Source organism: Nocardioides zeae (assembly GCF_010686755.1).
Lineage (GTDB): Bacteria > Actinomycetota > Actinomycetes > Propionibacteriales > Nocardioidaceae > Nocardioides > Nocardioides zeae.
Genome location: NZ_JAAGXA010000001.1, coordinates 686,773 through 710,491, shown reverse-complemented (window position 1 = coordinate 710,491; position 23,719 = coordinate 686,773). Strand labels below are relative to the sequence as shown.

Here is a 23,719-nt window from a genome sequence, read left to right as displayed (position 1 = left end):
GAGTCGCTGATTGCACGCCGTTCCTTGCTCTTCGGTCCTGTTCCTTCGCAAGTCCAGAACCTAGGCAGGAACGGCGTGTCCTCACTCCCAGACGCGCTCAACCACCCACGGATCAGTCACAAGAGCCCGTTTTCTTTTCCGCGCTCGGCGCGGGGAACGGGTCAGGCCAGGTCGCGGTAGCGCTTCGCCGCCGCGAGCTTCTCCTCGAGGAGCGCGACGGTCGAGCGGTGCGGGTTGGCCCAGTCGTCGCCGTCGACGAAGAGGCCGGCGTACGCCGGGAGGTCGCGCTGGTAGCGCCAGCCCTCGGCGAGCGGACCCACGTCGTAGGCGTCGTAGCCGAGGTCGTCGAGCACCTTCGTCGCGGTCGCCTTGGCCTCCGCGTCGTCGCCCGCGATGGGCAGCACGCTGCGCTCGGGGTCGCCGTTCGGTCGCGCCAGCAGGAGGAGGTGCTGGTAGAAGATGTTGTTGAAGACCTTCACCACGTGCGACTCCGGCAGGTGCGCCTGGAGCAGCTCGCTCGTGGTGGTGCTCTCGTCGTCGAGCTCGGGGATCCGGCCGTCGCGCTCCGGGTAGTAGTTGTTCGTGTCCAGCACGACCTTCCCGGCGAGCGGCTCGACGGGCACGTCGCGGTAGGCCTTCAGCGGGACGGTCACGACGACCACGTCGCCGTCCCGCGCCGCCTGCTCGACCGTCCCGGCGCGGGCCGTGTTGCCGATGTCGGCGACGAGGTCGACGAGCGACTCCGGTCCCCGGCTGTTGCTGAGCACGACGTCGTACCCCGCCGCGACGGCGAGACGTGCGAGCGTGCTGCCGATGTTGCCTGCTCCAATGAGTCCCAAGGTGGTCATGCCGGGGCCAACGGTCGGTGGCGGTCAGGGATTCCCGCCGCGCCTACCCTGCCGCGGTGAGCCTCGAGACCACGCGCGTCGAGATCGACGCATCGCAATGGGCCGACCTCGAGGAGGCTCTCAGTGCCTTGGCGCGTGCCCTGCGGTTCCCCGACTACTTCGGCGGCAACCTGGACGCACTCGTCGACTGTCTGCGCGACGTGGTCGACGGCGACGACAGGATCGGCCTCCCGTCGCGGGCACTCGCGGTCGACGTGCGCGGCTACAGCAGGTTCGCAGCACGGTCCGCAGGCCCGGCCAGCCGACTCGAAGCCACGGTTGCCGACGTGTCGTCCGAGGCGGCGGCAGACGGCTTCACCCTGACGTGGAACCTGGACGGCCGAGCGCCGGTGACCGGGGGCGGCGCTCCCTAGTTGTCGCCGTTGAGCACAGCGATCTCGCCCGACGAGGCGGCCCGGCAGTCGTCGGGGATGTCGGGGTCGATTGCCGCCCCGAAGTCGGTCGGGTCGTCGGTGTAGCCGCCCCCGCCCCGCAGCTCCTCCCCCATCCGCACCCGGATACCTCCCGGCGTGACGATGGCACCGTCCTCGACCTTCGTGCCCCGTGGCCAGACGACGAGGGAGGCATGGTCGGCGTCGCCGACACCGATGCAGCTGCCCACCGGCCGCAGCTCCCCGCCGACGACCGCGTCGAAGCCGAAGCCGTTGTCGCGCTCCGTGTTCGTCACCACCCGCAACCCGTCCAGCTCCGCGTCGGGCGCCGGCGGCAGCGCGCGCCACACCACGAAGCCGCCCACGACGAGCGCCGTACCCCCGAGGACGGCGAGCGCCGGAGAGGGGCGGCGTGCCCAGCGGGATCGCTGCCGATCGTTCACAGGGTCGGTCATCGTCCCATTCTGGGGCAGGACGGGGACCTCCCGACGTGTAACGCGGTGTTCTGGTCACCATGGACGTGGTCGACCACGTGTGCAGTGACACGGACACCGCGTTACACGCCGGGGGGGCCGACCCGGAGCAGCCCCCGCTCAGCCCACCGCGACCGGGAACCGCTCCCAGGCACGGTGCGTCGCCAGCAGCTTGCTGAGTGCGGGCCAGACCGCGCCGGCCTCGAGGTCGGTGAGCACGGCCGGTACGTCGCGCGGCACGGCCGCCGCCGGCAGTGCCTCGGCGCCACGACCCACGGTCGCGATCGCCTTCGCGTGCCGGAAGACCTCCTCGACCAGGAGCGTCACCCGCGGGTCGACGTCGGGCGTGCGCCCCGTCGGCGACGGCGGCACATCGGGGCCGGGCACCGGTGCGTCGGTGAGCACGAGCGCGTCGAACTCCACCGACCGCGCCGTCGCGAACGTGCGCTGCACCGTCGCGCCGGCGACCTCGCCGCCGTGGGGACCGATGAGCAGCGGGACGTTGCCGTCCGCGAGCACGGCGTCGCGGAGCACCTCGACGTCACCGGCGTCGGAGCCCGCGCCGACGACGATGCCGATCATCCGGCCCTCCACCGGCCAGGTCGCACCCAGCTGCGAGAGCGCGGGGCTCGGTGCCGCCTCCGGCAGTGGCTCCGCGGCCGTCGGCACCTCGAGCCCCAGCCCGGCGGCCACCTGCGCACAGAGGTCCGCGTCCACCTGGGCGAGCGCGAGGAGCTGACGCTCCTTGATCGCCTGCTCGTAGCACTTGCCGAGCTCGAAGGTGTAGGCCCGCACGACGTGCTCCCGCTCGACCGGGGTCAGGCTGAGCCAGAACATGCGGGTCTGGCTGTAGTGGTCGTCGTACGACGCGGGCTGGTCGCGCACCTTCCGTCCCTCCGCGACGGTGACCGCCGCCTCGACGAACGCCCGCGTCGCGGGGTCGCTCTGGTCGGTGGTGGCGTGGAAGGGGCAGCCGCCGTCGAGCGAGTTCGGCCGGTACGGCGCGGCACCGCCGTGCACGGCCGTCTGGTGCATCCCGTCGCGCAGCATGTCGTTGACCGGCGCGTGCGGCCGGTTGATCGGGAGCTGGTTGAAGTTCGGCCCGCCGAGCCGGCTGAGCTGCGTGTCGAGGTAGGAGAAGTTGCGGGCCTGCAGCAGCGGGTCGTCGGTGGCGTCGATGCCGGGCACCAGGTGCCCGGTGTGGAAGGCCACCTGCTCGACCTCGGCGAAGAAGTTCGTCGGGTTCGCGTCGAGCACCAGTCGGCCGATCGGCTGCACCGGCGCGAGCTCCTCGGGCACCAGCTTCGTCGAGTCCAGCAGGTCGATGCCCTCGAACATCTGGTCCGGGGTGTCGGGGAAGACCTGCACCCCGAGCTCCCACTCGGGGTGGGCGCCCGACTCGATCGCGTCGTACAGGTCCCGCCGGTGGAAGTCGGGGTCGAAGCCGCCGAGCATCTGCGCCTCCTCCCACGTCAGGGAGTGGACGCCCAGCTTCGGCTTCCAGTGGAACTTGACGAGGTTCGTCTCGCCGTCGGCGTTGGTGCACCGGAAGGTGTGGACGCCGAACCCCTCCATCATCCGGTAGGAGCGCGGGATGCCGCGGTCCGACATGTTCCAGATCGTGTGGTGCTGGGCCTCCGTGTGCAGGGAGACGAAGTCCCAGAACGTGTCGTGCGCGCTCTGGGCCTGCGGGATCTCGCGGTCCGGGTGCGGCTTGCCGGCGTGGATCACGTCGGGGAACTTGATGCCGTCCTGGATGAAGAAGACGGGGATGTTGTTGCCGACCAGGTCCCAGACGCCCTCGTCGGTGTAGAACTTCGTCGCGAAGCCGCGGGTGTCCCGCACCGTGTCCGCCGAGCCGCGTGAGCCGAGCACGGTCGAGAAGCGCACGAAGACCGCGGTCTCCTTGCCCTCGTCGAACACGCCCGCGTGGCAGATCGACGCGGCCGTGCCGTAGCCGGTGAACCGGCCGTGTGCGGCGGCACCGCGGGCGTGCACGACACGCTCGGGGATGCGCTCGTGGTCGAAGTGCATGAGCTTCTCGCGCAGGTGGTGGTCCTGCAGCAGCGTCGGGCCGCGCCGTCCCGCCGTGAGCGAGTGGTCGGTGTCGTGCACCCGCACGCCGGTCGCCGTCGTCAGCCACCGACCCTGCTGCGCGCTGTCGAGCGGGTCGCCGGTGACCGGGACGCCGGTGGGCGAGACGGGCGCGGGGGTGCCCTGGTCGGGCTTGGGTGCCGGCGGGTGGGTGGTGCCCGCGGGGTCGGTCGGTTCCTCGATGGTCGGAGTGGTGCTGGACGGGACACCCGGCACGTGGGGCGTGTCGGGGAGCAGCCGCTCCGCGGCCTCCTCGAGCTTCTGGGCGGCCTTGGCGACGGGCTTGGACGGGTCCACTCTTCCTCCAGGGGAGTCGGGGTACGTCGGGCGCACGGGACGTGCCCCGTCCGGTACCCCGCGCCCGACGGCGGATGCGGGCACCGTCGATCGACGCCCCCGGAGAGCCGCCGGCGACCTCCGCCACCCCAGGCGGTCATGGGCTGAGCCTAGTCAAAATCGGGTAAAGGGCTCGTGGAGCAGTGACGGGACGGCCCGGGAAGAACACTGTTCATCAATGAGCGTGCCTCCGGAATCCCGGGCCGGTGCACGCGATCGGACGAGCGAGATCGATACGAGCGGCCGGGGGTCGAGGATGCGGCATCGCACGGCGAGCGACCACGTGCTGCTGTCCGCGCCGACGTGGATCATCCGGGGTAGTGCGCTGGCCGTCGTGCTCACGTTCGCGGCGCAGCTGGTGGCAGCGGTCGGCGCGTCCTCGGCTCCCAGCGGCCCCGACCGCGCCCAGCTGGCGCTCGTGCTGGCGGCGCCGACAGCGGCGCTCCCCACCCTCGCCGCGCTGTTCCGCTTCCGCATGAGGCCCGACATGCTCACGGCCGCCGAGGTGCTGAGCCTGGCGGTCGTCGCGTGCGGCGGGATGATGCTGACGAGCGGGAAGCCGGCACCCACGCCGGCGCCCGGGGGCCGGGGATCCGCAGCGGACGACCTCGTCCTGATGTCGGCGCTCCTGCTGGCGGCGGCTGGCGCGGTCGCGATCCGTGCGGTCTCCGTGCACGTCGGGCGGACAGGTGTGCCCCCGCCCGCTGCCGACGCGCTCGTCGTCACGGGTCTGGTCGCGCTCGTCCTCTCGCACGTCGCCGGCTGGCGCACGGGCAGCGACCCCGGATCGGTCGCGCTCGTCGTGGGGCTCTCGGCCGTGGCGGTGACCGCCATGAGCAGCGGAGCGGCCGTCGGGATCGCGCGAACAGTCCGGGACCGTGACACCCGGGCGCGTGTCCTCCAGACCCACCTCACCGAGCTCGAGTCCGCCGCCGTCGACCAGCGCCGCACGCGGCACGAGGTGTCGAACGCGGTCGCGACCATCGCGATGGCCTCGAACATCCTCCACAGCTCCTCCGATCTCCCCTCCGGCACACGCTGGCGGTTGGAGGAGATGCTCGAGCGCGAGGCCGAGCACCTGACGGACCTGGTGGGCGCGCCGCATCACCTGCAGACCTCGGAGCAGCGCTCGTCGCGCGGGGGCGACGAGCCGAACGCCCCCGAGAGGCCGGGACCGGGCTCGGGACCGGGCTCGGGACCGGGCTCGGGACCGGTCGAGGGCGTCGTCGACATCGACCGTGCGCTCGCGACCGTCGTGCAGGCCCGCCGCGAGGCCGGCAGGGAGATCGCGTGGTCACCCAGCGGGCTGAGGGCAGCAGGCGTCACCGGTGACGTCTCCCGCGTGGTCGCCGACCTCCTCGACGAGGCCGAGCGCGACGCACCCGACGCACCCGTCCTCATCGACGTGCACCTGGTCGAGGCCACCGTCCGGATCCGCATCCTCCGCGCCGGTCCGTCGAAGATCCGCCGCGGCCGCCGGCGTGCGGCCGCCGTGCTCGCACGACGACGGGCGCTGCTGGGTCTCCACGGTGGGCACCTCACGGGGCACCGCGACGCGACGGGGGCGACCTTCACCATCGGCCTGCCGCTCCTGCGGCCCGACGGTGCGGACCTCGCCCGATGACACGGACTGGACAGGTGGGAACCCGCACCGTGATCGTCGAGGACCACCAGCTGTTCGCGGAGGCCCTGGAGATCGCGATGACGATGGAAGGTTACGACGTCCGTCGTCTCGCCGCGCCCGACGAGACGGTCTCCGTCGCACGCCTGGTCAGCTCGGTGCTCCGGCACCAGCCACGCATCGTGCTGCTCGACCTCGACCTCGGCGGGTTCGGCGACGGTGTGCGGGTGATCAACCCCATCGCCCGAGCGGGCGCGAACGTCGTCGTGGTGACGGCCGCACTCGACCAGGCACGCTGGGGCGAGTGCGTCTGGCACGGCGCCCGCCAGGTGCTGCCCAAGACCCGTCCGCTCAACGAGATCCTGGCGGTGGTGCGCCGTCTGAGCCAGGGCCTGACCGTCATGGACACCGACGAGCGGGAACGTCTGCTGCGCGCCTGGCACTCCCAGCGTCTCGTCCTCCACCGTCACCGGGAGCGGCTCGACCGCTTGACGCCGCGGGAGCGCCAGGTGCTGCAGGGCCTCGTGGGCGGACTGCGCGTGCGCGAGATCGCCGACGCCCGCGTGGTGTCGGAAGCGACGGTCCGCACGCAGGTCAAGTCGATCCTCGCGAAGCTGGAGGTCAGCTCCCAGATCGCCGCCGTCGGCATGGCCCGATCCGCCCGGTGGGAGCCGCCGAAGGAGACGACCCCCTGAGCCGGCGCCGGGTCTCAGTCGGTCGCGTCGACCGCACGGGCGGTGCGGAGGGCGTCGACGGCGCCTGCCACGTCGCTCACCCCGAGCCGGCCCAGCGCGCGCGCGAGCAGGTCCGCGTCCTCCACCGCTCGGCGGCGCACGTCCGCCGCGTCGAGGCCGTCGGCGCCTTCCAGCGCGTCGAGCAGGGTGCGCTCGGCATCGCTGAGGAACGGGACCCTGCCGGCCGCGACCGCTCGCTCCACGCCGTACCGTCGCCACGAGGCCAGGTCCCGCCCTGCGCGTGGGTCGACCTCGTGCTCGCCCGCGGCGAGCTCGCGGAACCGCACGCGCACCTCGGCCAGGCCGGCCGCACTGCTCAGGACCCCGAGCGCGCCCGCCTCGAACATGGCACCCCACAAGGGACCGGGCGGTGCCGCCGTCACGACGATCCAGCTCGTCGTCGGACCGGCCATCGCCAGCTGGGCAGCCTGCACCGCACCCACGGTGTCGAGGTCGCTGAGCAACAGGCCGGCAGCAGGTCGTGCGCCGCGGCGGCGACGGCTGCCGCTGGTCCCCGGCCAGGGAGCCACCACGGTCTCGGTGGACCGGTCGAACAGCGCGGCGGCCACGACCTCGGCCACGAGGGACCTGTCGGACGTCACGACGACGACCTGGCGGCCCGCCTCGGGAGCGCTCCCCCGGACATCGCCCATCTGGTCCACTTCCTCGTCCTGGGGAAGTCACGACTGTCGCGTGAGGCCCCCCTCGCTCCGCCAGCCGTGCGCCACGAGTCCCCAGTTTTCGGGATGAGGTGCACCCGCGGATGCGGCACGATGGGCGCGGGCCGTCACGCACGGCCCGGTCCCGTCGGTCGGCCCGGGCCGGGGCCCGCGCGCGAGTGCCTCGGTGACCCTCGGGGACTCGGGTCGATCGGCGGGCGCCGCCTCACTGACCGGGAGCCGGACCGCACCGCGCCACCGCTCGGTCCGTGGCCGCGATCCGCGAAGACGCAGAGGAGGTCGCGATGAGCGCCGAGTTCGGAGTCCTCGTGCTGGAGCGCCAAGTGCTCCTCGGGGAGGCGCTGCGCTTGGCCATCTCCGTCCACGACCACCCCGTGGTCACGCTCGACACGCCCCTCGGCCCGGCCCCGCACACCGCCTACCTCAACGCGCTCCGGGCGCTCGCCCCGCGGATCGTGCTGGTCGATCTCGAGCCGATCGACGCTGCCGCACCGGCCCTCGTGGCGTCGCTCGCCAGCGCCGCACCGAGCGTCGTCGTCCTCACCGCCTCCGAGGACCCCGCCTGGTGGGGGCTCTGCCTGCATCTCGGTGCGCACAGCGTCGTGACCAAGTCCGAACGGCTCAGCGGCATGCTCGCCACGCTCGACCGCGTCGCGGCGGGCCGTCCCACGATGGGTTCCGCTCGCCGTGAGCGTCTGCTCGTGCTCGGAGGCCTGGCCCACGCCGAGGACACCGAGCGACGCCGACGACTGGCCCTGCTGAGCGATCGCGAGAGCGCGATGCTCGCGCACCTGATGGCGGGCCACCACGTCGCCGAGATCGCCCGGGTCGAGGTCGTCTCCCCGTCCACGGTGCGCACCCAGGTGCGCGCGGTGTTGGCCAAGCTCGAGGTCACCTCACAGCTCGCGGCAGTGGCGCTCGCGCACCGGTCGCACTGGCGCAGCGCCTCCTGAGGGCGCGCCGCCTCCCCCCTCACCCGGATTGGGTAACTGCTGCTGCCGCCACCAGGCCGTCCCGTGCGGCGACCCTACGTTCCCCGCTGAGACCGGGTGCCGCCGTTCCCCGCCGCGGCACGGACGACACCGGGCACCTCGGAGCAGAGGAGCAGCATGACCGACCTGGAGCGGACGCCGGAGCAACGGTGGTCCGGGCACGACGAGCTCGAACCTCGCAGGACGCGGGTGGCCATGTCCGGCTGCCGGGTGGACCTCATGGACCTCGGCGCCGCCATCGCCGCCATCGCCGCGCCCCGCGCCTCCGGCGACGCAGCACTCGCCGTCGCGTCGGTGAACCTCGACCACCTGCACCACTTCGGCACGGGTGCCCGTTGGGAGGGCGTCATCGAGCAGTCGGAGGCCGCCGGTGGCCCCGCCTGGCTCTCGCTGGTCGACGGTGCGCCCCTCGTGGCCCGTGCCGAGCAGATCACGGGACGCCCGTGGCCGCGGCTCGCCGGCAGCGACCTCGCCGACCCGGTGCTCGACGCGGCGGCAGCACACGGGCTCTCCGTCGGGTTCCTCGGCGGCAGCTCGGCCACTCACGAGCGGCTGCGCGCCGTGCTGGCCGAGAGCCGCCCCACCCTCCGGCTGAGCGGCACGTGGGCACCCTCCCGCGCCGTCGTCTCCGACCCGGTGGCCTCGCGGGCGCTCGCTGCCGAGATCCGCGCCAGCCGGACCGACCTGCTCGTCGTGGGTCTGGGCAAGCCCCGCCAGGAGCTCTGGATCGCCGAGCACGGCCACCTCACGGGGGCCCACCGCCTGCTCGCCTTCGGCGCCGTCGTCGACTTCCTCGCCGGCGAGGTGAGCCGTGCCCCCCGGTGGATGGCGGACCACGGGCTCGAGTGGTCCTACCGGCTGGCGAGAGAGCCGCGGCGGCTGGCGAGGCGCTACCTGGTGGACGGTCCCGTCGCCCTGGCCCGCCTGAGGTCCCCGGACACCGCGGGGCGGCCGGCCCCTGCGCCGGTCCTGGCCGCCCCCTCCTTCACCCCGGAGGGCCGGCCCGCCGACGTCACCGTCGTGGTCATCACCCACCAGAGCGCGAGGCAGGTCGACCCGCTGCTGGCCGACCTGCGTCGTGAGGTCGGACCGCTCCGCCTGAGGGTCGTGGTGGTCGACAACCGCTCGACCGACGCGACGGTCGAGCGCGTCTCCCGGCACGCCGACGTGGTGCTGGACGAGGGCGCCAACGACGGCTACGCCGCCGGCGTCAACCGTGGCGTGGCGCACGCCGGGGACAGCCGCGCGGTGCTGGTCCTGAATCCCGACGTCCGGCTCGAGGACGGCGCGCTCCTGGCCCTCTGGAAACGGTTGTGGCGCCCGGGGGTCGGCGTCGCCGTCCCCGCGCTCCTCGGCGACGACGGTCGGCTCGCCCGGTCCCTGCGCTTCGAGCCCAGCCTGCTGCGCTGCCTCGGCGACGCCCTGCTCGGCGACCGCTGCCCCACTCGTCCCACCTGGGCGACCGAGACCGACCACGACGCCGAGTCCTACGCCCACGCCCACGCAGTGGACTGGGCGACCGGAGCCGCCCTCCTGGTCCGCACGGAGGTCCTCGAGCAGGTCGGCGCGTGGGACGAGCGCTACTTCCTCTACTCCGAGGAGGTCGACTTCCAGCGACGCGTGCGGGAGGCGGGTTGGACCACGTGGTTCGAGCCGGCCGCCCGGATGCGGCACACCGGCGGCGGGTCCGGCGGACCCGACGACCTCGGCGCCCTCCTCGCCGTCAACCGGGTGCGCTACCTCGAGTCGGTGCACGGCCGGGCGTACGCCGCCGGTGGCCGCGCCGCCGTCGTCGTCGGCGAGGCGCTCCGCTCGGGTGGCGGTCGGACGAGGCGGCGCCACCGCCGCACGCTCGGCTTCCTGCTGGCGCGCAGCCGCTGGGACCTGCTGCCGCACGCGGAGTCCGACGTGCCGGCACGCGGGGTCCTCGCCTCACCCGGCGTCCGCCACGTGCGGCCCTCGCTCTTGCCAGTGGCGGGTGCCGTCCTCGTACCGGCCCACGACGAGGAGGCCGTCATCGGCCGCGCGCTCGCGCCGCTCGCGACGCTCGCCCTCGACGGCCTCGTCGAGGTGGTCGTCGCGGCCAACGGCTGCCACGACGCGACGGTCGAGCGGGCGCTCCGCACCCCGCGCGCCGTCGTGCTCGACCTGCCCGAGCCGTCCAAGACGGCCGCGCTCAACGCGGCGGACGACGCGACGTCGCGCTGGCCGCGGCTCTACCTCGACGCGGACGTCGAGATCACGGCCCGGGCCGTCGCCGACGTGCTCGCGGTGCTGACCGAGCCCGGCGCGACCGGTGTGCTCGCGGCCCGACCGCCGTACCGCTACGACTGCTCCCGCTCGAGCGTGGTCGTGCGGGCCTACTACGCGGCGCGCGAGCGCCTGCCCGAGGCGTCCGCCCACCTGTGGGGGGCGGGGGTGTACGGGTTGTCCCGAGCGGGCCACGACCGGTTCGGACGCTTCCCCGACGTCGTCGCGGACGACCTGTTCGTCGACCGCGTCTTCGCCCCCGACGAGCGGGCCGTGGTGCTCACCGACCCCGTCGTCGTGCACGTGCCGCGGGACCTGCCCACCTTGCTCGCCACGCTGCGCCGCAGCGGCGCCGGCAACCGGGCCCTGGCGGCGTGTGCCGACCTTCCCCGGGACCCGTCCGGGCCGGCCACCACGCTGCCTGTGATCCTGCGTCAGCTGCTCGCCTCCACCGGGTCTCCCCGGCACCTCGCCGAGGCGCTCGTGTACGGCGCGGTCGCCGTCGCCGCACGGCTCCCCCGGTCACCCCGGGGCGGGGCGCCGGCGTGGGCACGCGACGAGGGCTCCCGGGCTCAGGCGGGACCGCCGGACCCCGACCGGCCGCGCCCGCCCCGGCGGTCGGCGACGACGACGAGCGCCGCGAGCAGCGCCCCCACGCCGAGCACGCCGAGCACCGACCGCGTCGCGCTGCCGACGACCCGGGTGATCTGAGGATGGGCGGGCGAACGCTCCGTGCGCACGCGCTCGGAGGCCCCCACCCCGTCCTGCTGGTCGACGGCCGCCGCCTCCACCCGGGCCAGCACGTCCTCCAGCCGTCCGGCGGCGCCGTCGCGGGTGGGCATGACGACCTGCACCGTGATGAGCGGCTGGTCGAAGGAGGCCTGCCACTGACCCCCCGTGCGCGCGAGCCGCACGGTGGCCGCGGCGCGGACGCCCTCGCCGTACAACGGCGTCCCGTCGGAGGCCAGCACGAGCTCCTGGGGACCGCCCACCACCGCGCGCTCCACGGCGGCCGCGAAGGGCACCAGCGCGTCGTCCTCCCCCTCGAGCGCGTTCCCGGCGCCCTCGGGCGGCAGGAACACCACGTCGGCGCGCGCCCAGTACACCGGCTCCGGGCGCACCACGAACGCGGCGACCGCGGTGCCGACGAGCACCAGCGCGAGCGCGACCAGCGCCGTGGGCGTGAGTCGGCCCGTCAGGCGCGCGAGCCCGGCACGTGCCATCGCCCGTCCTCCTCCCGCGCCGACCGCCCGGTGGGCGCGCGCGCCGTCATCGTAGGTCCCCGAGCGCCCCAGGAGGTGCCGTCGTGCCCGACCACGTCCTGCTGACCCGCTTCAACCTCCCGACGGGCGGCGCCGAGGGGCTGGTCCGCGCACGCGAGGGCTGGCTGCTCGACCGGGTGCAGATGTTCGAGCGGTACTGCCTGCCGTCCGTGCGCGCCCAGCGCGGGGCGGCGGTGACCTGGATCGTCTACCTCGACCCGGAGAGCCCTGACTGGCTCCGGGCGCGCATCGGAGCCTGGGTGCAGCGATCGGGGCTCGTCCCCGTCTTCCGTAGCACCGTCTCCGCGGCCGACCTCGCCGCCGACCTCGCCGCCCACGTCGACCGCCGCCACGCCACGCTGCTCACGACCAACCTCGACAACGACGACGGTCTGGCCGTGGACGCCGCCGCCCGGCTGCAGGCGGCCGCGCGGGCGTGCCCCGCACCGCGCACCGCGCTCTACCTCCGGCACGGCATCGTGCTGGCGACGCCCCGCGTGCACCTGCGCAGCGACCGTCGCAACGCGTTCTGCTCGGTGCACGAGCCCTGGGAGGGCGCCGTGACCTGCTGGGCCGACTGGCACAACCGCCTGCAGCGCCAGATGCCGGCCACCGTGCTCGGCGGCGACCCGGGCTGGGTGCAGGTCGTGCACGGCCGCAACGTGAGCAACCGGGTGCGCGGCCGCCTCGTCGCCCCGGCGCGGTACGCCGCGGTGCTGCCCGCGCTCGCCGACCTCGCGCCGCCCGGTCGGGGTGCGGTGGTCGCCGACCGCCTCGTCGCCCACCCCCTCCGGGAGCTGCGGGCCCGGGTCCGCAGCTCCGTGCGCGACGCCCTCCTGGCCACGACGGGAACGGCGGGCGTCGAGCGTGTCTCCGCGGTGCTCGCCCGGCACCGTCGGGGCACCCGAGCCCGCGCAGCGGCCCGGGCCGACCTGGGTCGGGGGCGATGACGTGGACCTCCACGCCCTCCTCCGTGCGCTGCTGCGCCGCTGGTACGTCGCGGCCGCGGCCCTCACCATCGCCCTGACCGTCACGGTCGCCGCCGCGGGTGCCGCGCCGGCCACGACGACCGCGCGCACGAGCGTGCTGCTGCTGCCGCCCACCGCGGACCTCGACGGAGCCGCGAACCCCTACCTCTACCTCAGCGGACTCGGGCAGGCCACCGACGTGCTCATCGCCCGCCTCAACGGCGACGACGTCGCCGAGCCCGTGCAGGAGCGCCACCCCGGGGTGACGATCCTCGTCGCGCGCGACGGCACCACCACCGGCCCGATCCTCCTCGTCACGGCGACGGGAGCCGACCCGGCCGAGGCCACGTCGGCGGTGCAGGACGTCCTCGCGCTGGTGCCGGAGGAGCTGGCCGACCTCCAGCAGTCCCTGGCCGTGCCCGATCGCTACACGATCACCTCGACCGCCCTCACCGGCGTGGACCTCGAGCCTCCGGACACCACCGGTCGGACGCGGGCGATGCTCGCCGTCGGGGTCCTCGGGGTGGGCGCGGCGGTGCTGGTGACCTGCGCTGTCGACCGTCTGCTGGGTCGGTGGGCGGAGCGGCGCCGTGCCCGGGCCGACCTGCCGGGCGCCCCACCGCAACCGGGCGGCGGCTCCCCCGCGGCGCCCGCCGACGACGAACCGGCCGACGACGATGCGCCTGCCACCGCAGCCTGAGACGGCGGGGCCGTCCGTCGCGGACGGCGGTGCGCGGATCCTCGCGGGCGACCGCGACGCCCTCGCGCTCCTGACCCTGGTCGCGGTGCTTCTCGTCGCCGTGCCCAGCGACCTCCGCGTGTCCGCGCTCGGGGGTGCCGGCGCGCCGTCGGCGCTCGCCGGGCTCGCCTGCCTGGCGGTGTGGGCCGCGCGGGCGGCGACCGGGCGGCTCGACCGGCGCACCCTCCCGGTCCGGCTGGCGGTGCTCGCCCTCGCTGCGGCGGTGCTGGCCTCCTGGACCGCGGCCATGCTGCGACCGACGCCGCCGCTCGAGTCGAGCGCGGCCGACCTCGGCGTCCTGCGCACGGCCGCCTTCTGCGGCGTGCTGCTGCTGGCCGCGGAGCACGCGCCCCGGCCGGAGCGCCTGCTCGTGCTGCAGCGTCGCATCGTGCTGCTCGGGGCCGGCCTCGCCCTGCTGGGCCTGGTGCAGTTCGTGACGGGCCGGACGTTGGTCGACCGGATCACGTTCCCGGGCCTCGCGTCCGCGCAGCAGTTCAGCGCGGTCGGCGAGCGGGGCGGCTTCGTGCGCGCGGCCGGCACGGCGATGTCGTCGCTCGAGTACTCCTACACCCTCGCCCTCGTCCTGCCCGCCGCGATCACGCTGGCCTGCTTCGACATCTCCCGCGGTCGCGTCCGGCGCGCGCTGCCGGCCGTGCTGCTCGTCGCCGCCCTGCTCACCTCGGTGTCGCGCTCGGGCGTCGTCGGGATCGTCGTGGGGGGCGCCGTCCTGGCGGTGGCGTGGCCGGGCCACGTGCGCCGCACCATGCTGCTGCTCGCGCCCGTGGGTGCCGTGCTGCTGTACGTCGCCGTGCCCGGCATGGCCGGCACCATCCGCTACCTCTTCATCTCCACGAGCGACGACCCCAGCACGCAGTCGCGCACGGGCAGCTACGACGTCGCGGCCCACTTCGTCGACGCCTCGCCGCTGGTGGGGCGGGGGGTGGGCACCTTCCTCCCGTCCTACCGGATCCTGGACAACCAGTACCTCCTCCTCACCGTCGAGACCGGGCTCGTGGGCCTCGCGGCGTTCGTCGCCCTGCTCGTCACCTGCGCGGCGCTGACCCGCGGCGGGCGCTCACCGCGGCGTACGGGGGCGAGCACCGAGCCGGACCGGCAGCTCGACCGGCAGCTCGACCGGCAGCTCCGGCAGGCCGCGCTCGCTGCGGTCGTCGTGGGCGCGGCGCTGGCCGCCGTACTCGACGTGATGGCCTTCCCCATGGCGGCGGGAGCGCTCGCGCTCGTCTGCGGGACCGCGGCCGCCCAGGGGGTGGCGCGGCGATGAGCCGCGACCTCCTCGTCTGGGGCGCCGGCGTGCGGTGGGACGACGTGCCCGGCACGGACCACCAGCTCGTGCGTCGGCTGGCCGAGCACCTCGACGTCTGGTGGGTCGATCCCCCGGTGTCGGTGGTGCGCCGTCCCTCCGGCCCCGGGGGTCGCGCGCGGATCGCTCCGGTCGCGCCCGGGGTGCTGCGGGTGCCGGTGGCCTCGGCGCCGTTCCCGTCCCGGCCGGGGGGCCGCGTGCTCGCGCGCGCCGCGAGCGCCGCGAGCGTGCGGCGGCTGCTGGAGCGGGACGGTCGCGTGCCCCGCGCCGTCGTCAGCGCGCGCCCCGAGCCCCACCTGCGGGCCGTGCCGACGTCCTGCCGGGTCTACTACGCCACGGACGACTTCGCGGCCGGCGCCGCGCTGTGGGGACTCTCGGCGGCAGCGCTGCGGCACGCCGAGGAGCGCAGCCTGGCCGCGGCGGACCTCGCCCTGGCGATCACCCCGGCGATCCGCGACCGCTGGCCCACGGACGTGCCGACGGCGCTGCTGCCGAACGGGTGCGACGCGCAGGCCTTCGCCGCGGTCCCGCCCCCCGACCCCGCCGCAGAGCCGGTCGCGGTCGTCGTCGGCCAGCTGTCGGCGCGTCTCGACCTCGGGCTGCTGGAGGCGGTCGCCGTCCGCGGCCGTCGTCTCCTCCTCGTCGGTCCCGCCGCCCCGTCGCTCGACCTCCGGCGGTTCGTCGACCTCGTCGGCCGTCCCTCGGTGACCTGGACGGGACGGCGGCGCCCCGCCGAGCTGCCGGACCTGCTCGCCGGCACCACGGTCGGGCTCACGCCCTACGCCGACACGGCCTTCAACCGGGCCAGCCACCCGCTCAAGACGCTCGAGTACCTCGCCGCCGGCCGCCCGGTCGTCGCCACCCCGCTCCCCGCGGTCGCGGACCTCGGGTGCCGGTACGTCGCGACCGCGGCCACGCCGACGACCTTCGCCGATGCCGTGGACCAGGCGCTGGCGGCGCCGTCCGACCCGGCGGCGAGCCGTGCCTGCCAGGCCTTCGCCCGGCAGCACGACTGGAGCGTGCGGGCCGACACGCTCCTCGCACGGATCGGGGCCGTGGCGGGAACCGGGTCCCTCACACCGGCCGGGCGTTGAAGTCGTCGCGGGCCCGCCGGCCCGCGAGCCGCGCCCGGTGCTCCCGCACCTTGAACCCGGCGAGGCGGGCCACCGTGCGGGCCGGCGCGCCCACGCCGTGGGCGGCCGGCGCCTCGAGCGCCGCGGCGTAGACGTCCTCGAGCAGGGCGGCGGCACGCTCCAGGCTGAAGCGGCGTACGGCGAGGTCCCGCCCCCAGCTGCCGAGCCACGCCCGTCGGACCGGGTCGCCGGCCAGGTCAGCGAGCAGGCCCGCGAGATGCTCGCGGGCCTCCTGCGGGTCACGGTCGCCGACGCCGTAGAAGCCCCGGTCGAGGAAGTAGGGCAGCGTCCGCGGCTCCAGCAGCTCGAAGAACCCGTGCTCGCCCTGCACCACGAGCGGCCGGGCGAACGCCAGCGACCGCAACGCGGAGCCGCCCATGCCGAGGGCGATGTCCGCGGCGTCGTACAGGGGTCGGGGGTCCGCGACGGCACCGAGGAGCCGCACCACCTCCCGACCGTGGCGCTCGTTGACCGCGGCGGCCCGCGCGGCGACGACCGCGCGCGCCGGCCCGTCGCCGGCGATGGTGAGGCGCACGGGCGCGCCGCGGGGCCCGAGGTCGTCGGGCAGGTCACCCACGGCGTCGACGGCGGTGAGGAGACCCTCGAGCTTCAGCTCGGGCACGAGCCGGCACACGACGACCGCCTCGACGTGGCGTTCCCGGCGTCCGGGCAGGCGTGAGGGACGGTCGCCGGCGACGTCGACGGGCGGCTCGACCACGACCACCGGGCCCGAGCGCGCGTCGACGCAGGACGAGCGGATGCGCTCCGTGCCGACGACGAGCGGCACGCGCTCCGGCAGGAACGGGGCGACCGCCATGGACAGGACGGTGCCGACGACCCGCGTCGGCAGGCCGGCCGCGGCGGCGCTGTCCTCCAGCACGGGAGGCCACTCGTAGCCGTGCGCCACCTCGATGCGCCGCTCGGTGAGCACGCGGCGCAGGTGCGCGATGCGGCCCGCGCTGGGGCAGGAGCGACCCCGGGGCGCGGCGACGTGCTCGAGCCCCCGGTCGGCCAGGCCGCCGACGAGCTCGCCCGGCTCGCTGTAGACGACGACCTCGTGGCCGCGGCCCTGGAGCGCGCCGGCGAGGTCGAGCGCGTTCAGCTGGCTGCCGCCGAGCTCCATCGAGTGCGGGTGCACCAGGATCCTCACCGCGCGACCTCCGCCCGGCCGGGTCCGCCCCGCCGCGGCGCGTCCGCGGGGGCGCGGACGTCGTCGGGCAGCCGGAGGTGTCCGCGCACGAGCAGCAGCGACCAGGCGAGGGCCGTCGCGACGGCCGCGGCGGCGAGCACGACGAGGTCCGGTCCCCCGGCGACGCCGGGCAGCCGGACGGCGACCACGACGCCGAGCGCTGCGAGGGCGGGGAGCGCCGCAGCACCGAGCAGCGGGCGCACGGGGGTGCCGGCGGCGCGGAGCGCCAGGGCGTAGGCGGGCAGGACGACCACCAGCCCGACGAGGGCCGACGACGCAGCCGCGCCGGCGAGACCGCCGAGCCGGAGCCCGACGGCGACCGCCGGGACGAGGGCGACGAGCCAGGCCAGCTGCACGGCGAGCAGCCACGAGGTGCGGCCCACCACGACGAGGTAGTCGTAGAGCAGCTCGGCGACGATCCGCACGAGCGCCCCCAGCGCCAACCAGCGCAGGGGTGTCGCCGCGGCGGCCCACTCCGCGCCGTACAGCAGGTGCACGACCTGCTCGGCAGAAGCGGCGAGCGCCACGCAGCAGGGCACGGCCAGGGCGAGCAGGGCCCGTGCCACCGAGCCGAGGGCGGCGCGCACGGCCGGCTGGTCGTCGCGGCGGCGCGCGAAGAGCGGCGGGCTGACCTGCCGCAGCGGCCCGGAGAGCAGGTGCACCGGCCACCCGGCGAGGTTGACGGCGAGCACGTAGGCGCCCAGGGACGCCGGGCCGAGGTGGTGGCCGACGAGCACCTGGTCGACGAAGCCGATCCCGAACACCACCGCGCTCGCGCCCGCGAGGGGCAGGCCGAAGCGCAGCAGGCGGCGCAGCAGGGCGCGGTCCCACCCGAAGCGCAGCGGCAGGGGCGAGAAGCCCAGGAGGAGCACGCCGGAGACGACGGCGCCGGACACGCGTCCGACGGCGAGGCTCATGGCACCCGCGCCGACCGCGGCGAGCACGAGGGAGACGACGGCGCCGAGCCACAGGTTGACCTGGTCGACCACGAGGCGGAGGTCCTGGCGGAGGTCGCGCTGCAGGAGGGCCGCCGCCGTGGCGACGACGCCGTTGACGAGCACGCAGGCGGCGAGCAACCGCACGGCGGGGGCCGCACCCGGCGCCCCCATGGCCGTCGCGAAGGGACCGGCGGCGAGCGCCAGGCCGACGGCCAGCACGGCGCTGCTGAGGACGCTCACGCTCGCCACCGTGGGGGCGAGCCGGCGCGGGTCGTCGGGCCACCGCACGATCGCCAGGCCGACCCCCAGGTCGTTGAGGCTCAGCACGGCCATGAGCGCGACGAAGGCGACGGCGAAGGTGCCGAACTCCGACGGCCCGAGGAGCCGCGCCAGGACGATCCCGACCACGAGGCCGGCGAGCTTGGACAGCGCCGTGTTCGCGGCGCTGAACCCCAGGGCCCGACGCTCGGGCGCGACGCGGTGCCCGTCGCCGCTCACGGGCCGTGCGCCCCCACCGCGACGGGTGCTGCCGCGACCCCGTGCCCGGGGAGCGCGGCCGCGAGGGCCGCGACGACCCGCTCCTGCTGCGCCGTCGTGATCTGCGGGAAGAGCGGCAGCGACAGGATCTCCCCCGCCGCCCGCTCCGCCACCGGGAACGAGCCGGGGCCGAGGCCCAGGTGGCGGTAGGCGCCGGTGAGGTGCACCGGCGTCGGGTAGTGCACGCCCGCCTCCACGCCCGAACCCCGCAGCGCGGTGAGCACCGCGTCGCGGACGGCGGCGCCGCCCGGGACCCGGACGACGTAGAGGTGCTGGGCGTCCAGGGCTTCCACGTCGCGGCCGGGCAGCCGGAGGCCCGCCCGCTCGACGAGGTCACCGAGCAGGGCGTCGTAGCGGTCGGCCGCGGTGCGCCGCGCCTCGTTCCAGCGCTCGAGGCGGGTCAGCTTCGCGCCGAGCACGACGGCCTGGAGGGTGTCGAGGCGCGAGTTGGTGCCGATGACGTCGTGGACGTACTTGCGCGGAGAGCCGTGGGCGCCGAGCAGCCGCACACGCGCGGCGACCTCGGCGTCGTCCGTGGTCACGGCGCCCGCGTCGCCCGCGGCACCGAGGTTCTTGCCGGGGTAGAAGCTCGTCGCGGCGGCGTCGCCGAGCGTCCCGGCGCGGCCATCGGAGCGCCGGGCGCCCTGTGCCTGCGCGGCGTCCTCGACGATCCGCAGGTCGTGGGCCGCCGCCAGGGCGCGGAGGGGTCCGATCGGCACGACCCGGCCGAAGAGGTGCACCGGCACCACCGCCCGGGTCCGCGGGGTGATCGCGTCAGCCACCCGCTCGGGGTCGACGAGCAGGCGCTCGTCCTCGACGTCGACCAGGTGCGGGACCGCGCCGATGCGCGACACTGCCTCGGCCGTGGCGACGAAGGTGTTGGCCGGGAGCACGACCGCGTCGCCCGCGGCCACGCCCACGGCCCGCAGCGCGAGCTCGAGGGCGTCGGTGCCGTTGGCGACGCCGACGCAGTGCCGCGCGCCGACGAACGCGGCGTACGCCGTCTCGAACGCCGCGACCTCGGCACCGCCGACGAAGGCTGCCCTCGCGAGGACGTCGTCGAAACCGGCCCGCACCTCGGCCGCCACCTCGGCCTGCTGCGCCCGGAGGTCGACGAGGGGCACCACCGGTCGGTCCTTCTTGCTGGTCATCGGGCCTCCACGTGCAGGGGATGGGCCGGGATCCCGGCCCAGGTCTCGCCCGGCGGCAGGTCCTCGAGGAGGACGGAGCCCATGCCGAGGACCGCGTCGGACCCGATGCGCACGCCCTCCCGGACGCTCGCGTTCATGCCGAGCAGCGCGCCGCCGCCGACGCGCACCCCGCCGCCGAGGCTGACCCCGGCGCAGAGCGTCGCGAAGCTCTCCACGACGACGTCGTGGGTGAGGGTCACGTGGGGCATGACCACCACGTGGTCGTCGATCTCGACGTCGGTCGTGAGGACGGCACCGGCCAGCACGACCGAGCCGGGCCCGACGACCCACGGCGCCCAGCGGACACCCGGGTCGACGACCCGCGCGAAGCGCTCGGGGTCGACCCCGAGGAGCGTCAGCCGGTCGACGATGCGCCGCCGCGCGGCACCGGAACCGGCGCACACGACGACGGCGGCGTCCGTGCGCTCGACGACCACCTCGAGACCCCCGACCACCGGTCGGCCGGAGACGTGGTGGCCCCAGAGCCGCGGGTCGTCGTCGACGAACGCGATGGTCGCGTGCTCCCCCCGGTCCTCGGCGATCGACGCGACCTCGCGTCCCAGCCCGCCGGCCGCCACGACCAGCAGCGTCGTCACGGGGTCCGTCCGGCGTCGCGGAGCACGTCGACCACCCGCGCCTGCTCCGACTCCGACATGGTGTGGAACAGCGGCAGCACCAGGGTGCGACGCGCCAGCCGCTCCGTCACGGGCAGCTGCGGCGCGCGCCCGGCGTGGTGGCGGTGCGCGCGCTCGAGGTGGATCGCCATGATCCCGCGGCGGGCCGACACGTCGGCCCGGGCGAGGGCCGCGAGGAGCCCGTCGCGGTCGAGCGGGTAGTCGTCGAGCACCTCGACCCAGAACGACTGGAAGTTGGTGCGCCCGTGCGGCGGGTCGGTGACGGCCCGGAGGCCGTCGAGGTCGCCGAGCGCCTTCGCGTACGTCGCGGCGAGGGCCCGACGCCGCTCGACCACCTCCGGGAGGCGTCCGAGCTGCACGAGCCCGATCGCGGCCTGGAGGTCCGTCATGCGGTGGTTGAACCCGACCTCGTCGTACTCCTCCTGCGGGGCCAGCACGTGCTTCTCGCGGTCGGCCGCGCTGCTGCTCATGGCGTGCTCGCGCAGCCGCCGGGCCCTCAGTGCCCAGTCCTCGCGGCCCGTGGTGAGCATGCCGCCCTCCCCCGTCGTGAGCACCTTGCGCGGGTGGAACGACCACGCGGTGACGTCGGCGCCGACGCCGACGGGGCGCTCGCGGTAGGTGCTGCCGAGCCCGCACGCAGCGTCCTCCACGAGCGCGAGGCCCTGGGCGTCGCAGAGCGCCCGGAGCGGGTCGAGGTCGACGGGCACGCCCGCCTGGTCGACGACCACGACGGCCCGCGTCTGCGGGGTGAGGGCCCGTTCGACGGTGGCCGCCGTGACGTTGCCCGACTGGCCCGACACGTCGGCGAACACGGGCCGCGCCCCGACGTAGGTGACGGCGTTGGCCGTGGCGATGAAGGAGAACGAGGGCACCACCACCTCGTCGCCGGGACCGACGCCGGCGACGACCAGCGCCAGGTGCAGCGCCGTGGTGCAGCTCGACGTCGCCACCGCGTGCGGCACGCCGACGGAGCGGGCGAAGGCCGCCTCGAACTCCGCCACCCGCGGCCCCTGGGTGACCCATCCGGAGGCGAGCACGTCGGCGACCGCGGCGGCCTCCTCGGCACCGACCCACGGGCGCATGACCGGCAGGCGGCTCACGACACCGCCCCCACGGGGGCAGGAGCGGGGGCGGCACCGTCCGCCCGCACCTCGTCCCGCAGCGGCCGCCACCAGCGCACCAGCTCGGCGAGGCCGTCCCCGAGCTCGGTGTCGGCGACGAAGCCGAGGTCCTCACGAGCGGCGCGCACGTCGGCGAGCCGGCGCACGACCCCGTTGACGGTGCGGGCGGGGCCGTGGACGGGGGCGAGGTCCGCCCCCATGACCGTCAGCAGCGCGTCGGCCAGCTCGCGGAGGCTGGTCTCGCGACCGCTCCCCACGTTGTAGGTCCCCGAGCGCACCGGCGCGGTCAGCGCCAGCAGGTTGGCGCGGGCCACGTCGCGCACGTGGACGAAGTCCATCGTCTGGGTGCCGTCGCCCTGGATCATCGGTGGGAGGCCGTCGGCGATGCGCTCCATCCAGCGCACGAGCACCTCGGTGTAGGCGCCGTGCACGTCCATGCGCGGGCCGTAGACGTTGAAGTAGCGCAGCGCGACCCAGTCCAGGCCGTGGGTGGCGCGGAAGCTGCGCAGCGTCGCCTCGTTGAAGGACTTCGCCGCCCCGTAGAACGTCTCGTTGGCGTGGTGGTGGTGCCGCTCCGGCGTGGGGAACTCCTCGGCCATGCCGTAGACGGAGGCGGAGGAGGCCACCACCAGCTTCTGGGCACGGTGCTCCGCGGCGGCCTCGACGACGGTGAACGTGCCGTCGACGAGCACCTCCAGCGCGAGCCGCGGCTCCGCGGCGCAGCGGGTGATGCGCAGCGCCGCCTGGTGCAGCACCACGTCGGCGTCGCGCACGAGGTCGTGCACCAGGTCGCGGTCGCGGAGGTCGCCCTCGACGAACGTCAGCCGCCCGGTCGCAGCCGCGTCGGCCAGGTTGCTCCACCGCCCGCGGGAGAGGTCGTCGAGCACGACCACCTCGACCGCACCGGCCGCGAGGAGCTGGTCGACGATGGTGGAGCCGATGGTGCCGGCACCGCCCGTGACCAGGGCGCGGGCGCCGGCGATCTCCGTGCTCATGCCCGGACCCGGTTCGCGACGAGCTGGCGGGCGGGCACGTCGGGCTGCACCGCGGGCACGCTCCCGCCGCCTGCCCTGAGGCCGGCACGGGCCTGCTCGAGCACGGAGAGCACCCGGAGCCCGTCGTGGCCGTCGGTGCGCGGCGCACGCCCCTCGCGGATGGCCGCGGCGAGCTCCGCCACGACGAGCGCGAGCGGCTCGTGCTCGGCCAGCGCCGGGGCCCACGTGTCGCCGAGCCGGTAGGAGACCCCGGCCCGTCGGCGGTCGCCGGCGTCGGCGTCCTGCTGGGCGAGGTCGACCCCGCGGTCGTGGACGCTGAGGCGCTGCGCCGGGTTGAGGTCGTCCCACACGAGCGTGCGGCGCGTGCCGCCGATGACCATCCGGCGGATCTTGGTGGGACTGAGCCAGTTGACGTGGACGTGGGCGCTCGCACCGCCGGGGAGCGACATGGCGAGGTAGCCGATGCAGGCCTTGCCGGCGCCGAGCGGGTCGGCGGCGAACACGGAGACCGCCGTGGGCCGCAGCCCGCCCGGCAGCACGAAGTCGAGGATCGCCAGGTCGTGCGGCGCGAGGTCCCAGATCACGTCGACGTCCGGCTGCACGAGGCCGAGGTTGATCCGCACGGCGTCGACGTAGAGCACGTCGCCCAGCGCGCCCTCGGCGAGCAGGTCGCGGATCCGCAGCACCGCGGGCGTGTAGCAGTACGTGTGGTCGGTCATCAGCACCAGGCCGCGGGCCTCGGCGTCGGTCACCATCGTGCGGCCCGCCTCGAGCGAGTCGGCCAGGGGCTTCTCGACCAGCACGTGCTTGCCGGCGGCCAGCACGCGCGCCACGAGGTCGCCGTGGGTGCGCGCCGGCGTGGCGACGGCGACCGCGTCCACGTCGTCGCGCCGCAGCACCTCGTCGAGGTCGTGGGTCGCGTGCACGTCAGGCCAGCGGTGGGCCAGGGCGCGGGCGCGGGCCAGGTCGAGGTCGCACACCGCCCGCAGCGACCAGTCGGGCGCCGTCGCGAAGTTGCGCACCAGGTTGGGCCCCCAGTAGCCGGCGCCCACCACTGCCACGCCGAGTCGATCCCTCACCATCTGCGTCCTCCTCCGGACGGGACGTCGCGTGCGGTCGATCGACCGCCTCCGGGCCGCATTCGACCGACGTACGCCGCGGAGCACGCGCCGTACCGGCGCAGATACCGCAATCTGGGGAGCGCGCCCGGCGGGGACCGTGCCGCGGTGGCG

20 protein-coding genes are annotated in these 23,719 nt (G+C 75.5%); 9 read left to right on the top strand and 11 right to left on the bottom strand.

Translation table 11 applies throughout. From position 1 onward, the window contains the following. Positions 1–161: 161 nt before the first annotated feature. Positions 162–848, bottom strand: coding sequence for an NADPH-dependent F420 reductase (locus tag G3T38_RS03340; protein WP_163770606.1), 687 nt, complete (start codon positions 846–848; stop codon positions 162–164). Positions 849–904: 56 nt separating this feature from the next. Between G3T38_RS03340 and G3T38_RS03335 the strand changes: the two genes are divergently transcribed. After that, entirely contained in the window at positions 905–1,261 is a 357-nt protein-coding gene (locus tag G3T38_RS03335) for a barstar family protein (protein WP_163770605.1), read from the top strand. Here the strand turns inward: G3T38_RS03335 and G3T38_RS03330 are convergent. Then, positions 1,258–1,734: a hypothetical protein gene (locus G3T38_RS03330; RefSeq protein ID WP_163770604.1), complete on the bottom strand. Its 477-nt coding sequence runs from the start codon at positions 1,732–1,734 to the stop codon at positions 1,258–1,260. The genes G3T38_RS03335 and G3T38_RS03330 overlap by 4 nt on opposite strands. A gap of 138 nt (positions 1,735–1,872) precedes the next feature. Continuing rightward, positions 1,873–4,143, bottom strand: a complete 2,271-nt coding sequence (locus G3T38_RS03325) for a catalase (RefSeq protein WP_163770603.1) — start codon at positions 4,141–4,143, stop codon at positions 1,873–1,875. A gap of 295 nt (positions 4,144–4,438) precedes the next feature. On the opposite strand from G3T38_RS03325, the gene G3T38_RS03320 reads away from it, so the two are divergent. Together G3T38_RS03320 and G3T38_RS03315 are read left to right on the top strand one after the other, a co-directional pair. Next, entirely contained in the window at positions 4,439–5,806 is a 1,368-nt protein-coding gene (locus tag G3T38_RS03320; RefSeq protein WP_163770602.1) for a hypothetical protein, read from the top strand. 14 nt (positions 5,807–5,820) lie between these two features. After that, positions 5,821–6,498 carry a LuxR C-terminal-related transcriptional regulator gene (locus G3T38_RS03315; protein WP_338037432.1) on the top strand — a complete coding sequence of 226 codons (678 nt, stop codon included), beginning with the start codon at positions 5,821–5,823 and terminating at the stop codon, positions 6,496–6,498. A 14-nt stretch (positions 6,499–6,512) separates the two neighbouring features. Here G3T38_RS03315 and G3T38_RS03310 read toward each other — a convergent pair whose 3' ends face one another. After that, a complete protein-coding gene (locus tag G3T38_RS03310; protein ID WP_163770600.1) occupies positions 6,513–7,190 on the bottom strand; it encodes a hypothetical protein in 678 nt (225 codons plus the stop codon). 311 nt (positions 7,191–7,501) lie between these two features. Here G3T38_RS03310 and G3T38_RS03305 point away from each other — a divergent pair, with 311 nt between their 5' ends. The 6 genes from G3T38_RS03305 to G3T38_RS03280 all read left to right on the top strand — a co-directional run bounded on the left by G3T38_RS03305 (position 7,502) and on the right by G3T38_RS03280 (position 15,843). Beyond that, on the top strand, positions 7,502–8,170 hold the full coding sequence (locus G3T38_RS03305) for a helix-turn-helix transcriptional regulator (protein WP_163770599.1): 669 nt from the start codon (positions 7,502–7,504) through the stop codon (positions 8,168–8,170). 156 nt (positions 8,171–8,326) lie between these two features. Beyond that, entirely contained in the window at positions 8,327–11,170 is a 2,844-nt protein-coding gene (locus G3T38_RS03300) for a WecB/TagA/CpsF family glycosyltransferase (RefSeq protein WP_163770598.1), read from the top strand. Positions 11,171–11,765: 595 nt separating this feature from the next. After that, positions 11,766–12,671 (top strand): glycosyltransferase, encoded by a 906-nt coding sequence (locus G3T38_RS03295; protein WP_163770597.1) that lies wholly within the window; start codon positions 11,766–11,768, stop codon positions 12,669–12,671. A 1-nt stretch (position 12,672) separates the two neighbouring features. Next, the gene (locus G3T38_RS03290; protein WP_163770596.1) at positions 12,673–13,389 is read left to right on the top strand and encodes a hypothetical protein; all 717 of its coding nucleotides are present in this window, start codon (positions 12,673–12,675) and stop codon (positions 13,387–13,389) included. Continuing rightward, entirely contained in the window at positions 13,367–14,710 is a 1,344-nt protein-coding gene (locus G3T38_RS03285) for an O-antigen ligase family protein (RefSeq protein ID WP_163770595.1), read from the top strand. Before G3T38_RS03290 ends, G3T38_RS03285 begins: the two co-directional genes overlap by 23 nt. Then, positions 14,707–15,843 carry a glycosyltransferase gene (locus G3T38_RS03280; protein ID WP_163770594.1) on the top strand — a complete coding sequence of 379 codons (1,137 nt, stop codon included), beginning with the start codon at positions 14,707–14,709 and terminating at the stop codon, positions 15,841–15,843. Before G3T38_RS03285 ends, G3T38_RS03280 begins: the two co-directional genes overlap by 4 nt. On the opposite strand, the gene G3T38_RS03275 is transcribed toward G3T38_RS03280, so the two are convergent. Genes G3T38_RS03275 through G3T38_RS03245 form a run of 7 tightly spaced genes read right to left on the bottom strand, consistent with a single transcriptional unit; the run spans position 15,824 to position 23,569 of the window. Further along, on the bottom strand, positions 15,824–17,032 hold the full coding sequence (locus G3T38_RS03275; RefSeq protein ID WP_163770593.1) for a glycosyltransferase: 1,209 nt from the start codon (positions 17,030–17,032) through the stop codon (positions 15,824–15,826). The two genes, G3T38_RS03280 and G3T38_RS03275, sit on opposite strands and share 20 nt — an antisense overlap. Further along, a complete protein-coding gene (locus G3T38_RS03270; protein ID WP_163770592.1) occupies positions 17,029–18,507 on the bottom strand; it encodes an oligosaccharide flippase family protein in 1,479 nt (492 codons plus the stop codon). Before G3T38_RS03270 ends, G3T38_RS03275 begins: the two co-directional genes overlap by 4 nt. After that, complete coding sequence (locus tag G3T38_RS03265; protein WP_163770591.1) at positions 18,504–19,697, bottom strand: DegT/DnrJ/EryC1/StrS family aminotransferase; 1,194 nt, start codon at positions 19,695–19,697, stop codon at positions 18,504–18,506. The genes G3T38_RS03270 and G3T38_RS03265 overlap by 4 nt, the downstream gene beginning before the upstream one ends. Continuing rightward, a complete protein-coding gene (locus G3T38_RS03260) occupies positions 19,694–20,332 on the bottom strand; it encodes a NeuD/PglB/VioB family sugar acetyltransferase (RefSeq protein ID WP_163770590.1) in 639 nt (212 codons plus the stop codon). Before G3T38_RS03260 ends, G3T38_RS03265 begins: the two co-directional genes overlap by 4 nt. After that, positions 20,329–21,471: a DegT/DnrJ/EryC1/StrS family aminotransferase gene (locus tag G3T38_RS03255; RefSeq protein WP_338037430.1), complete on the bottom strand. Its 1,143-nt coding sequence runs from the start codon at positions 21,469–21,471 to the stop codon at positions 20,329–20,331. The genes G3T38_RS03260 and G3T38_RS03255 overlap by 4 nt, the downstream gene beginning before the upstream one ends. Beyond that, positions 21,468–22,487 carry an NAD-dependent epimerase/dehydratase family protein gene (locus G3T38_RS03250; RefSeq protein WP_163770589.1) on the bottom strand — a complete coding sequence of 340 codons (1,020 nt, stop codon included), beginning with the start codon at positions 22,485–22,487 and terminating at the stop codon, positions 21,468–21,470. Before G3T38_RS03250 ends, G3T38_RS03255 begins: the two co-directional genes overlap by 4 nt. Further along, a complete protein-coding gene (locus G3T38_RS03245) occupies positions 22,484–23,569 on the bottom strand; it encodes a Gfo/Idh/MocA family protein (RefSeq protein WP_163770588.1) in 1,086 nt (361 codons plus the stop codon). Before G3T38_RS03245 ends, G3T38_RS03250 begins: the two co-directional genes overlap by 4 nt. Between the last annotated feature and the right edge of the window lie 150 nt (positions 23,570–23,719).

Coding starts and splice junctions, on each gene's coding strand:
- G3T38_RS03340 (WP_163770606.1), bottom strand. CDS start 848: ATGACCACCTTGGGACTCATTGGAGCAGGCAACATCGGCAGCACGCTC.
- G3T38_RS03330 (WP_163770604.1), bottom strand. CDS start 1,734: ATGACCGACCCTGTGAACGATCGGCAGCGATCCCGCTGGGCACGCCGC.
- G3T38_RS03320 (WP_163770602.1), top strand. CDS start 4,439: ATGCGGCATCGCACGGCGAGCGACCACGTGCTGCTGTCCGCGCCGACG.
- G3T38_RS03310 (WP_163770600.1), bottom strand. CDS start 7,190: ATGGGCGATGTCCGGGGGAGCGCTCCCGAGGCGGGCCGCCAGGTCGTC.
- G3T38_RS03305 (WP_163770599.1), top strand. CDS start 7,502: ATGAGCGCCGAGTTCGGAGTCCTCGTGCTGGAGCGCCAAGTGCTCCTC.
- G3T38_RS03300 (WP_163770598.1), top strand. CDS start 8,327: ATGACCGACCTGGAGCGGACGCCGGAGCAACGGTGGTCCGGGCACGAC.
- G3T38_RS03285 (WP_163770595.1), top strand. CDS start 13,367: ATGCGCCTGCCACCGCAGCCTGAGACGGCGGGGCCGTCCGTCGCGGAC.
- G3T38_RS03280 (WP_163770594.1), top strand. CDS start 14,707: ATGAGCCGCGACCTCCTCGTCTGGGGCGCCGGCGTGCGGTGGGACGAC.
- G3T38_RS03265 (WP_163770591.1), bottom strand. CDS start 19,697: ATGACCAGCAAGAAGGACCGACCGGTGGTGCCCCTCGTCGACCTCCGG.
- G3T38_RS03250 (WP_163770589.1), bottom strand. CDS start 22,487: ATGAGCACGGAGATCGCCGGCGCCCGCGCCCTGGTCACGGGCGGTGCC.
- G3T38_RS03245 (WP_163770588.1), bottom strand. CDS start 23,569: ATGGTGAGGGATCGACTCGGCGTGGCAGTGGTGGGCGCCGGCTACTGG.